Below are 10,664 nucleotides of genomic sequence, written 5' to 3'. Positions count from 1 at the left end.
GTTATAACCGAGAGAATATCCTTCACCTGCATCACTCCTTTGCTTGTGTTCTTCGTAAATTATACTTTGATAAATCGTTGTGATTTAATCATTTATATCGTATAATTTTAACGATAAACACAACTAAAAAGGAGGAAAAACTTTGGGCGGAAAAAGCTGTTTTTTCATCGGGCATAGGGAGGTATCGGAAGAAATTTATCTGGCATTGTATGCAGCTGTGGAGCAGCACATTGTTGGATATGGTGTTACAGAATTTATCGTTGGTCACTACGGTGAATTGCAGCATCGGCAGTCAAAGAAGCCAAGCGATTCCACCCAGAAGTGAAGCTCACTTTGCTGCTGCCATATCATCCGGCGGAGCGACCCATCCCAACTCCAGATGGATTTGACAGCACCTTCTATCCACCAGGGATGGAATGTATTCCGCGCAAGGCTGCAATCGTGAGGGCAAATCGCTATGTTGTGGATCATGTAGACCATCTCATTGCCTATGTCTGGCATCCTGCCAGCAATGCACGGGCGCTGGTGGAATATGCTCAGAAGATACAACGGAAAAACGGCATCCCAATAACCGTATTGATACAAGTTGCTATATAATTCAGTGTGCCATTTGGCTTGAAGTAGTCTAATGATTTCGTGAGTATATCTTGAGGTATCGTGTGCTTTATAATTACTTATCCGCACATGAATGGAGAAGTTGCGATGCCGGTATCTTATGATAAACTTTGAAAAATTCTCATCGACAAAAAGATGAGAAGCTTGGAGTTAAAGAATATATCAGGCATTAATTTTAATGTTTAAAAGACAGTCAATGGGAGACAAAAGCTATGGAAGAAAAATCAGTAAATATTGGTGCCAATAAATCTGAACACAAGGTGCAAAAAAATCTGAAAGAGATAGAAATGGTGTAATAGGTGGGCTTGTATTTGGCATCCTTCTAGCGTTTTTTGCTTATTTAATATATGATAAAATATTTGATTTTCCAATTGGACAGATACTGGTGTATATAACGGGATTTTTAGCGTTTGTCTGCTTTATGGTATCTGTAAGTTGTTTCTTTGATTTGAAAGAGTCAAAAAAACTGGAGAAATTAGAAGAGGAAGCTCGTAGAGAGGAAAAAGAATTTTCGCAAATAGATCCTGAGAAAAGGGTTTTGAGAGCAGAAAAAATGTTTAGAATGAATCAAAAGCAGTTAATGAGATATTATGATATGAATTTAGCTCAAACAAAATTTCTTTCTGGACTTGGCATTATGATGATTATATTTGGTATAGTGATAGTAGGAATAACCCTGTATATGTCGATTGAAACGGATAAGGTTCTGTTAGTAGTAGGGAGTTTAAGCGGAATCGTTGTAGATTTTATTGGAGCAGTTTTTATTAAGATGTATACCAAAAATATAGAAGCAGCTGTTAAGTTTCATGCCAAGTTTGCAGAAAGTAACAATCTTTTGCTTGCAAACTCAATTGCCAATAAAATAGAGGATGTTAAGATTCGAGAAACTACTTTATCAGAGATATCCAAAAATATTATATTGTCAAAAAATATAGTGGAGTAATGGCAACACCATAGCAACAAAAAATCAGATAGCCTCTACTATCGGAATAATGAGAAGAATACCAATACTCTGAGCTAAATCCCATAAACAAATCTGTTTAGAAAACTTCTGACAGAAGCGAGTGGGAATGACCTGCCGTTCTTAAAAAGTTGTAACATAAAACAAGGACGCTCTTCCCTGAAAAGGAAGGAGCGTCCTTGTTTTAATGAGAGGTTTCGAGTGAATTTACCCTTTTCCAGTGCCTTACAGATAGTATTCCATGGGATACGCCAGATACGAGTGCGGTTCGAGCTGATCGCAGGTTACATATCCGGCCGGTGCGTTCAGAAGGCTGGGGATGCGATTGACGATCGTAGCGCAGGTGTGTTCGACCGTGGCGGGTTTCACAATGTGGAATTCTGTGTTCGGTTCCCCGGAGAGCCACCAATCACACAGGTCGCCATCATCCGGACCGTACACCTTGCCGATGGTTTCCTCCTCAATGGTGATTCCCTGCATTGTCTCGATGGTGACAACGGCGGACATGCCGATGCATTTGCCGGCCGGAATGGTTTCTCCCAGCGTGGCGCTGTACACGTCATGATCCACAATACACGGGACGTGCTTTTGTGTGATGGAGCAAATAGTCAGCCCCAGCTTGCTGCAAATGGCTTCACTGGCGTTCCACGCATAGGAAGGCTCAAATTCCGCCGGGTGTGCAATCTGTGTTTCAAACTCTTCTGTGGTCAGGTTGCAGCCGTGTGCCTTTGCCAGCGCCAGGCCGTAGTCTTCCACATTGTAGCTGTAAGCGCCTTTGATCTTGGTCAGCTTATTGCATCCGCTCGCCACCATGGCAACCACGTTGATCCAGAAAATATCCTGCATACCGGAGCCCGTGATGGTGCATCCGTTTTCCTTTGCCAGCGCATCCAGGCGGTTGATCTGTGCCGCCGCTGTTGTCCAGGGATAAATAGCTTCCTCGCAGGTGGTGATGACATTAATTCCACGGGAGACGCACTTTTCCACATGGTCATAGATGTCGTTGATGAAGCTGAACAGCGTGACAATCGCCACATCTGCGTCGCATTCGTCCAGAACCTTGTCCGCATCGTTGGAGATCAATATGCCGGTTTTGACGCCGAGATCGGCATAATCTCCGACATCCATTCCGACGACCTCGGGATTTACGTCGATGGCGCCGACAATCTGCGCGCCGTGCTCATACAGATACCGCAGGGTGTATTTTGCCATTTTTCCGCATCCGTACTGGACTACCTTGATTTTTTCCATGAAGCTGCCTCCCTTTCTATGATGGGCGGAACAAGGCGAAAGCATCGGTGTTCCCTTGCCCTTTCTTTTAGGATACCCTCAGTATAAACCCTCATACGGCAAGAGAGTCAACTCTTTAAAAAAGAAAAGTATGTGCGGAAAAACAGCTATTTGAGAAACCGGACGGGAATTTGCAGGCGGAGAAACATGCTTCGCGGGTTGCTGTCAAAGACAGGGAAGCCGGTCATAACCTCGCAGATGTAATCTCCCGCAATTCGATAACCGTTTTGCTTGCAGTAGTCACGCAGAAGCCCAATTCCGGTGATTTCGTCATCATAATTGTCCAGATACAGACAGGCATACATGCCGCTGTCCACGAGCTCAAGCGCGTTTTTATCGCATTGGGTGTTGCGGCTGGTGAAGATGAAGATCTTTTCCGCGGCCAAATGCCCTGCTTCAAAATCTTCCTGGCGGATAGAAGTGCCGATGTTGTAAGAGTAGATCTGCTCAAAGCCGCTCTCCTCCAGACGGCGGCGCAGCCCGGCCAGAAGCTTTTCATAGCTTCGGATATCACTGTGATAGAAGTTATCGGTACATGGGATGCCCCAGATGCTCCGACGATCGATATATTCCAGGGAGAGTGTTCCCGAAACCGGGGATTTGCGGTATCGTTCAATGGAAAGGATCGCGCGTTCCACCGCGTCATGACGGGCTTTCAAATGACGAAGCTGTTCATGGATCTGTTCATTTTTTTGGGCCAGCAGCTCCTCTATCAGGGTGATATCCTCTTTTTCCAAAGCTTGCGCAATCTCAGCAAGGCTCATACCCAGCTCTTTCATATAGGCAATCATGTCGAGCCGTGCGTTCTGTTCCATAGCATAGTAGCGGTAGCCTGTTTGCGGATCCACATAGCGTGGGTGCAGCAGGCCTTTTTCATCGTACAGACGCAGGGTAGCGATGGAAATCCGGTTGAGCTTTGCCATTTTTCCGATAGGTAATAGATTTTCCATGCCTTGAAAACCTCCAAACTCTCATCCGCTGGTAGAGTTTTTCACTGCGTTTGCTTTTTGGCGCTTTTTCCGAACAGGATGAAAAAGATAGCGGAAATTCCCATCAGGACAGGGTAGAAAAGATAAGGAAGAAGATGGAGAGGAGTCACGCTCAAGGCGCTTGCCGCAGCCAGAAGCTGAGCGCCGTATGGGATCAGCCCCTGCCATACGGAAGTGAAAATGTCCAGCAAAGCAGCGGTGCGGCGCGGCGGAATTTTATATTCCTGGGAAATGTCTTTGGCGATGGGACCGGACATCACAATGGCAATAGTGTTGTTGGCCGTGGAGATATCCACCAGCGAGCTGAGCGCGGCGATCCCAAGCTGGGCGCCTTTTGGTGTGTGGACATGGCGGCGGATGGAGTGCAGCACAAAGTCAATCCCGCCGTTTGCCTTGACCAGCCCAATGACACCAGCGACCACAATGGAAATCACGGTGATATCGTACATGCTCATCACACCGCCCTCGCCGTCGGGCCCTTTTGCGATGACTGTGAAAATCTCAGCAGGGGCAATCATTCCGGTGGCAACACCGATTATTACGGAGAGCACCGTACCGATCACAAGCACCAAAAAAACGTTCAGTCCGGCCAGTGCGCCCACCAGCACCACAAGATATGGCAGGATTTGAAGCACGTTGTAGCTCAGATCCCCGGTGACATGATATTCTCCGTTCGCCAAAACAAGGAACAGGATGAGGGAGACGACAGCAGCCGGAAAGACAATGCGGATGTTTTCCCGGAACTTGTCTTTCATCTCACATCCCTGTGTGCGGGTGGCGGCAATGGTTGTGTCGGAAATCATGGAGAGGTTGTCCCCGAACATCGCGCCGCTCACCACGGTGCCCATGCAAAGTGCTCCCGCAATGCCGGTTTTCTCACTGATTCCCGCGGCAATGGGGGCCAGAGCCACGATAGTTTCCACCGACGTTCCCATTGCTGTGGAGATAAAGCACCCGATTAAAAACAGGCCTGCGACGGCGATCTGAGGAGGAAGGATCGACAGGCCGAAATTAACAGTGCTGTCCACACCTCCTGCTGCCTGAACCGCGCCGGAAAAGGCTCCGGCCAAAACGAATACCAGGCACATGATCATCACATTTTCATCTCCCATGCTCCGCGTGACACTGGAAAGCTTTTCCGCAAAGGTGCGCTTGGGATTTTGCAGGAAAGCGGTTACCAGCGCGATGAGAAAGCCCACGATAGCGGGCATGGCGTAAAAATCTCCGAACAGGATGCCGCATCCGATAAAGACAACAAGAAAAACGGCAATGGGCAAAAGCGCCCAGGGATTTCCTTTCTGCATCCGATGATTCCTCCGTTTCAGACAGGTTTCCTTTTAGTATACAGGGCTTTTGCCGGAACATCAACCAGAGAAAGAGGAAGAGCCTCATTTTTTGTAAAAATATGAGGACTGGGAGATAGACAACAGATTTCCGAAGGAGAAAGCTTCAAATTTCTGACAAATTTTTGCAGCTTTCTCTGTGAAAAAAGATGCTTGCTATGGTATAATAACTATATTATTAGGTTGGGCGCGGGCTGCGCAGCAAAGAAATGCGCACAGCCGGGATGGCGGGCAACAAATAACGGAGGTATGATTTCATGGGCGGTTTTTTCGGAGTGGCATCAGAATCAAGCTGTGTGCTGGACCTTTTCTTTGGGACGGACTATCACTCTCATCTTGGAACCAAGCGCGGCGGTATGGCGGTGTATGGGCCGGACGGTTTCAGCCGCGCTATTCACAACATTGAAAATTCCCCGTTCCGTACAAAGTTTGAGCGCGATGTGGAGGAGCTGGAAGGCAATATGGGAATTGGCTGTATTTCCGACAGCGATCCGCAGCCTCTCCTGGTGCAGTCTCATCTGGGAAGCTTTGCCATTACCACAGTCGGTAAGGTCAACAATGCGGAAGAACTGATCCGCTCCGTCTATGAAAACGGATGCACGCATTTCCTGGAAATGAGCGGAAGCCGGATCAATACTTCGGAACTGATGGCGGCGCTGATCAGCCAGAAATCCACCATTGTTGAGGGATTGCAATATATGCAGGAGCGTGTGGACGGCTCTATGTCGGTGCTCCTTCTCACTGCGGACGGGATTTATGCCGCGCGTGACCGGTGGGGCAGAACGCCGCTGGCGATTGGCTGCAAGGAAGGGGCCTACTGTGTTTCCTTTGAGGACTTTGCTTTCGGCAATCTTGGCTATACCCGCTGGGGGGAGCTTGGCCCCGGTGAGATTGTCCGTGTGACATCGGGCGGTGTAGAACGCTTGGTCAAGCCCCGGGATCAGATGAAAATCTGCACGTTCCTCTGGGTGTATTACGGTTATCCCACCTCTTCTTATGAAGGTGTCAATGTGGAGGAAATGCGCTACAAGTGCGGAGCAAAGCTGGCGGAGAGAGACAACGCCGACTGTGATCTGGTGGCAGGTGTGCCGGATTCCGGTACGGCGCACGCGATTGGCTACGCGAACCGTTCCGGTATCCCGTTCGGCCGTCCTTTCATTAAATATACTCCCACATGGCCGCGTTCCTTTATGCCGCCGCGTCAGGCACAGCGCGATCTGATTGCCCGCATGAAGCTGATTCCGGTAGAAGCGTTTATCCGTGATAAAAGCCTGCTTTTAATCGATGACTCCATTGTGCGCGGCACACAGCTGCGCGAAACAACAGAATTCCTTTACCGCAGCGGGGCGAAGGCAGTACACGTTCGTCCGGCCTGCCCTCCCATTCTTTACGGCTGCAAATATCTGAATTTCTCTCGCTCCAATTCCGATATGGAGCTGTTTGGCCGCCGTGTGATCAATGAGCTGGAGGGCCGCCCGACGGCGGGAGAGGGTGTTGCGCCTTACACCGATCCTGACAGCCTGTGCTATAAGAAAATGGTGGACAAGATCCGTGAGGTGCAGAATTTCACCAGCCTGCAGTTCCAGCGCCTGGACGATCTGATCGCTTCCGTGGGAATCGAACCGTGCAAGCTGTGCACCTACTGCTGGAATGGCAAGGAATAAAAACAGCTGGATGATCCGGCAGAGCATTGTGAACTTTTTTCAAAAATAATTGTATTGTCCCAAGCGATGTGTTACAATGAACACATTACGGCGCTTTGCCGGTTCATTTTATTTCACGGAGGATTCTGGAAGCTATGAATCAGGACATTTTTGTGGAACAAATTATCCAACGCAAGCACAGCGGGAAGGATTATCTGATGTATGTGGGATTGTCCCTGGCTTTCCTCATTATCTGCTTTCTCGGTGTTTTTGTGATCCCGATGTTTGGTTTTCTCGTAATCATTGCCGCGGGCTATGGTGCGTACTGGCTGATCACATCGCGTAATCTCGAATTTGAGTACAGTGTGACGAACGGCGATTTGACCATCGACCGGATTATCAACCGTCAGCGCCGCAAGCGTGTGATTTCCTTTGACTGCAAGGATGTTGAAGCAATTGGGAAGTACAAGGCGGTCGATCACCAGTCCAAGCACTATGACAAGAAATTTTTTACTTCCATCGCGGACGATGGCTCCGATGAAGGTGCATGGTATGTTGCCGTGCGTTCCCCGAAATACGGTGGTTTCTGCCTGGTGGTGTTCCATCCGGAAGAGCGCGTTCTGGATTCGATCCGTCCGTTCCTGCCCCGGCAGCTGGCATTTGAGGTCTTTGGGCCTGCGGGCCGCCGGAAGTCTGCCGACGCATGATTGCTCTCGGCCTCGATTTGCTTGAAGTTGACCGAATCCGCCGTTCGCTGCAAAATCCCCGCTTTGTGGAGCGGGTGTTTGGAGCGCAGGAAAGGGAACAGCTTTCCGCGCGCGGCTTCCCTGCACAGAGCGCCGCGGCATGTTTTTGTGCAAAGGAGGCCTTTGGAAAAGCGCTTGGCACTGGGATTCGAGGCTTTCTTTTGACGGAGGTTCAGCTCCTTCGGGAGCCTTCCGGCCAGCCGTATCTTTTTCTGAGCGGATCGGCTCTGCGGCTGGCAGAGGAAAGAGGGCTGCGCTTTTCCGTCAGTGTGACACATACAAAAAATTATGCTGCGGTAGTGGCCGCGGCGGAACAGAAAAGCTGAGGGAGCGCCGGCTGCCATCGTAAGGCGGTCGGCGTTTTTGCAGCTTTCCATGGTATAACAGCCAAAATGGAGGAGGAACCTTTTTATGATGAAAGTGCTTGGCGCGGTACAGTCGCGCCGCCTGGAGGAACGAGCCGTACAGGCCGGAGCCAATCTCCTGGATCTGATGGAGAACGCGGGGGGAGCCGCAGTGCGCTTCCTGCGAAAGAAATACGATCTGGAACAAAAGCGCTGCGTGGTGCTCTGCGGCCACGGCAACAACGGCGGGGACGGTTTTGTGGCTGCTCGCCGTCTGCGTGAGTGCGGCGCGCAGGTAGTGGTGATCCTCATGCAGGGGGAACCGACCACGGACAATGCCGCTCAGATGCTTTCCCGTCTCGACGATACCGGTGTGAAGGTGCTTCGCTATGAGGACGCTTCCGGATATCTGCCGTCTATGCTGGAAACCTCCGATTTCATTCTTGACGCGGTGTACGGCGTGGGATTTCGCGGCAGTGCGCCGGATTTCATGGAGCCGGTGTTCCGTGCCGCTTCGGAGAGCTCTGGTGTTACCCTGGCACTTGACGTGCCGAGCGGGGTGAACTGCGATACCGGAGCGGTGGAAGGGCCGTGCGTGATGGCTGACTATACCGTTTCGTTTTCTACCCTCAAGAACGGACACTTGCTCCAGCCTGCCAAGGGCTGCTGCGGTCAGGTAGTGGTGGTGCCGATCGGGATCGATCTTTCTCTGATCAATTCTCAGGAGTCGCCGCTTGAGGTGACGGATCGCGAGACAGCCCTGCAAGCCCTCAAGCCCCGCAATCCGGAAAGCAACAAAGGCGACTATGGCCGTCTGTTCTGCCTGTGCGGCAGCGAAGGGATGGCGGGAGCTGCGTCCCTTTGTGTGCGTGCCGCTCTGCGGGGAGGTGCGGGACTGGTCAACGCGGTTTTGCCGCGCTCCATTTACCAGATTGTCGCTGGGCAGGCTACCGAAGCGATATATACGCTTCTGGATTATTCCTCTCCCGGAACGCTCACGGAGGATTCCCAGAGATCTCTGGCGGAAGCGCTGCGCAAAGCGGACGCTATGGTCCTCGGATGCGGCCTCAGCACAAACCGTGAATCCTCAGCGCTGTTCCGTCAATGCCTGATGGGAGCTGAAAAGCCGATCGTCATCGACGCGGACGGCATAAATCTTCTGGCAAGGAATATAGATATATTGAAAACAGTTCAGGCTCCTCTGGTTTTGACACCCCATCCCGGCGAGATGGCCCGTCTGACGGGCCGCAGTGTTGCGGAAATTCAGCTTCACCGTCTGGAATCCGCCCGTGAGTTTGCGCGGGAGTATCAGGTGGTGCTGGTGCTCAAAGGGGCGGGCACGATTGTAGCAGAGCCGTCCGGGCATGCCTGGGTGAATCAGACAGGCAATGCGGGAATGGCAAGAGGAGGCTCCGGAGATGTTCTGGCGGGGTTGATAGGCGCTTTGCTGGCGCAGGGCTGCGCACCCGCACAAGCCGCTGCTGCCGCGGTGTGGCTGCATGGGACGGCGGGAGATCGCTGTGCCGCGCGGCTGTCGCAGACAGCGATGCTGCCGGGAGATTTGATCGAGGAGCTGCCTGGACTGTTCCTGGAAATCGGGCGCTGAGACGATTCGGGGAGGGATGCGGATGCGCAGGCTGCTTGCGCTCATGGTCATGCTGGGGATGCTTTGCCTTCCGGGCTGCACAGAGAAGCGCATGACACAGGAAGAGCTGCTGCTTTCCTTTTGCTGCCGCGTTTCCGTGGAGTACGCGGGGGAGACGTATGATTGCCGCATCGAACGGCAGGGCCCCGGCGTTGTTACTGTCCGCACCTCTTTGATAGGCTATCACTGGCAGGGAGAATTTTTTTCCCAGACCTGTGCGGGCCTGGAGTCGGTAAGCGAAAGCTGTCCGCTTCCGGAAAGCAGCTTTGCCGTTCAGCTGAACCGTTATCTCGATGCCCTTCACAAAAAGGGGAGTCTGACCGCTGTTGCACCAAGCTCCTTTGAGGGAAGCCTGGAGGGAAAAACCTACACGGTGGAGGCGGATCCGGAGACAGGACAGCTTCGGGAGCTGACGGTGCCGCAGATGGGGTTCACAGCCCGTTTTTATGAGTATGATTCCTGAAGAAGCGCCGCAGGCTTGGAAGGATCTCTGAGCCGTGCGGCGCTTTGTTCTGCCACACGAGAAAATTGTCATTTGCGCGCCGCGGGTAATATTATGGAGCAGTGGGGATGGAAAAGAATTTCAATTCCCGCATAAACGAAAACAGAACAGACAAAAATAAGAGTACGTTCGAACGAAACTTTGCATAGCGGAGCGTGAAAAAAGTGAGTATACGAAGAGGCGATATTTATTATGCCGATTTGAGCCCGGTAGTTGGCTCCGAACAGGGGGGAGTCCGCCCTGTGCTGATTGTGCAGAACGACGTGGGAAACCGTTTCAGCCCCACTGTGATTGCCGCTGCGATCACCAGCCAGAGAGGCAAGGCGAAGCTGCCCACACACATTTTGCTGGATTCTCAAACCACAGGATTGTCCCGGGATTCGATTGTCCTTCTGGAACAGGTAAGAACCATTGACAAGCACCGCTTGAAGGAACGGATGGGACGATTGGATTCCGGCAGCATGGATCGGGTGGATCAGGCGCTGTCAATCAGCTTCGGGCTAGATGCCGGGAACGGCCGCCGCGCTACATAGGCGGCTGTTTGAAGGGCTGCGTGCAAAAGAGACGGGGAGACCCGGACAATTTT

Annotated in this window: 12 protein-coding genes; 9 read left to right on the top strand and 3 right to left on the bottom strand. The window is 51.4% G+C overall.

The window, feature by feature from the left end; genetic code table 11:
• Positions 1–142 precede the first annotated feature (142 nt).
• The 3 genes from B5F35_RS19505 (at position 143) to B5F35_RS01175 (ending at position 1,558) form a co-directional block, all read left to right on the top strand.
• Positions 143–325 carry a hypothetical protein gene (locus tag B5F35_RS19505; protein WP_330396260.1) on the top strand — a complete coding sequence of 61 codons (183 nt, stop codon included), beginning with the start codon at positions 143–145 and terminating at the stop codon, positions 323–325.
• Positions 326–333: 8 nt separating this feature from the next.
• Complete coding sequence (locus B5F35_RS19500; RefSeq protein WP_330396259.1) at positions 334–597, top strand: hypothetical protein; 264 nt, start codon at positions 334–336, stop codon at positions 595–597.
• A 466-nt stretch (positions 598–1,063) separates the two neighbouring features.
• Positions 1,064–1,558, top strand: coding sequence for a TRADD-N-associated membrane domain-containing protein (locus B5F35_RS01175; protein ID WP_140401114.1), 495 nt, complete (start codon positions 1,064–1,066; stop codon positions 1,556–1,558).
• A 243-nt stretch (positions 1,559–1,801) separates the two neighbouring features.
• Here B5F35_RS01175 and B5F35_RS01170 read toward each other — a convergent pair whose 3' ends face one another.
• From B5F35_RS01170 to B5F35_RS01160, 3 genes are all read right to left on the bottom strand, one after another.
• Positions 1,802–2,827 (bottom strand): NAD(P)H-dependent amine dehydrogenase family protein, encoded by a 1,026-nt coding sequence (locus tag B5F35_RS01170; RefSeq protein ID WP_087237216.1) that lies wholly within the window; start codon positions 2,825–2,827, stop codon positions 1,802–1,804.
• 146 nt (positions 2,828–2,973) lie between these two features.
• Positions 2,974–3,816, bottom strand: a complete 843-nt coding sequence (locus B5F35_RS01165) for a MerR family transcriptional regulator (RefSeq protein ID WP_087237214.1) — start codon at positions 3,814–3,816, stop codon at positions 2,974–2,976.
• A 41-nt stretch (positions 3,817–3,857) separates the two neighbouring features.
• On the bottom strand, positions 3,858–5,159 hold the full coding sequence (locus B5F35_RS01160) for a Na+/H+ antiporter NhaC family protein (RefSeq protein WP_087237213.1): 1,302 nt from the start codon (positions 5,157–5,159) through the stop codon (positions 3,858–3,860).
• Positions 5,160–5,455: 296 nt separating this feature from the next.
• Here B5F35_RS01160 and B5F35_RS01155 point away from each other — a divergent pair, with 296 nt between their 5' ends.
• From B5F35_RS01155 to B5F35_RS01130, 6 genes are all read left to right on the top strand, one after another.
• Positions 5,456–6,862, top strand: a complete 1,407-nt coding sequence (locus B5F35_RS01155) for an amidophosphoribosyltransferase (protein WP_087237211.1) — start codon at positions 5,456–5,458, stop codon at positions 6,860–6,862.
• A 134-nt stretch (positions 6,863–6,996) separates the two neighbouring features.
• Positions 6,997–7,548, top strand: coding sequence for a DUF6106 family protein (locus B5F35_RS01150; RefSeq protein WP_087237209.1), 552 nt, complete (start codon positions 6,997–6,999; stop codon positions 7,546–7,548).
• A complete protein-coding gene (locus B5F35_RS01145; protein WP_164488506.1) occupies positions 7,545–7,913 on the top strand; it encodes a holo-ACP synthase in 369 nt (122 codons plus the stop codon). The genes B5F35_RS01150 and B5F35_RS01145 overlap by 4 nt, the downstream gene beginning before the upstream one ends.
• An 85-nt stretch (positions 7,914–7,998) precedes the next feature.
• Positions 7,999–9,537, top strand: coding sequence for an NAD(P)H-hydrate dehydratase (locus tag B5F35_RS01140; RefSeq protein ID WP_242969344.1), 1,539 nt, complete (start codon positions 7,999–8,001; stop codon positions 9,535–9,537).
• Positions 9,538–9,559: 22 nt separating this feature from the next.
• Complete coding sequence (locus tag B5F35_RS01135) at positions 9,560–10,039, top strand: hypothetical protein (RefSeq protein ID WP_087237207.1); 480 nt, start codon at positions 9,560–9,562, stop codon at positions 10,037–10,039.
• A gap of 203 nt (positions 10,040–10,242) precedes the next feature.
• A complete protein-coding gene (locus B5F35_RS01130; protein WP_087237205.1) occupies positions 10,243–10,611 on the top strand; it encodes a type II toxin-antitoxin system PemK/MazF family toxin in 369 nt (122 codons plus the stop codon).
• Positions 10,612–10,664 lie beyond the last annotated feature (53 nt).

Source organism: Anaeromassilibacillus sp. An200 (assembly GCF_002160025.1).
GTDB classification, from domain to species: Bacteria; Bacillota; Clostridia; order Oscillospirales; family Acutalibacteraceae; genus Caccousia; species Caccousia stercoris.
Note: the sequence above shows the minus strand (reverse complement) of the source record. Positions and strands in the feature narration are given on the sequence as shown.

Coding starts and splice junctions, on each gene's coding strand:
- B5F35_RS01170 (WP_087237216.1), bottom strand. CDS start 2,827: ATGGAAAAAATCAAGGTAGTCCAGTACGGATGCGGAAAAATGGCAAAA.
- B5F35_RS01165 (WP_087237214.1), bottom strand. CDS start 3,816: ATGGAAAATCTATTACCTATCGGAAAAATGGCAAAGCTCAACCGGATT.
- B5F35_RS01160 (WP_087237213.1), bottom strand. CDS start 5,159: ATGCAGAAAGGAAATCCCTGGGCGCTTTTGCCCATTGCCGTTTTTCTT.
- B5F35_RS01155 (WP_087237211.1), top strand. CDS start 5,456: ATGGGCGGTTTTTTCGGAGTGGCATCAGAATCAAGCTGTGTGCTGGAC.
- B5F35_RS01150 (WP_087237209.1), top strand. CDS start 6,997: ATGAATCAGGACATTTTTGTGGAACAAATTATCCAACGCAAGCACAGC.
- B5F35_RS01145 (WP_164488506.1), top strand. CDS start 7,545: ATGATTGCTCTCGGCCTCGATTTGCTTGAAGTTGACCGAATCCGCCGT.
- B5F35_RS01140 (WP_242969344.1), top strand. CDS start 7,999: ATGATGAAAGTGCTTGGCGCGGTACAGTCGCGCCGCCTGGAGGAACGA.
- B5F35_RS01135 (WP_087237207.1), top strand. CDS start 9,560: ATGCGCAGGCTGCTTGCGCTCATGGTCATGCTGGGGATGCTTTGCCTT.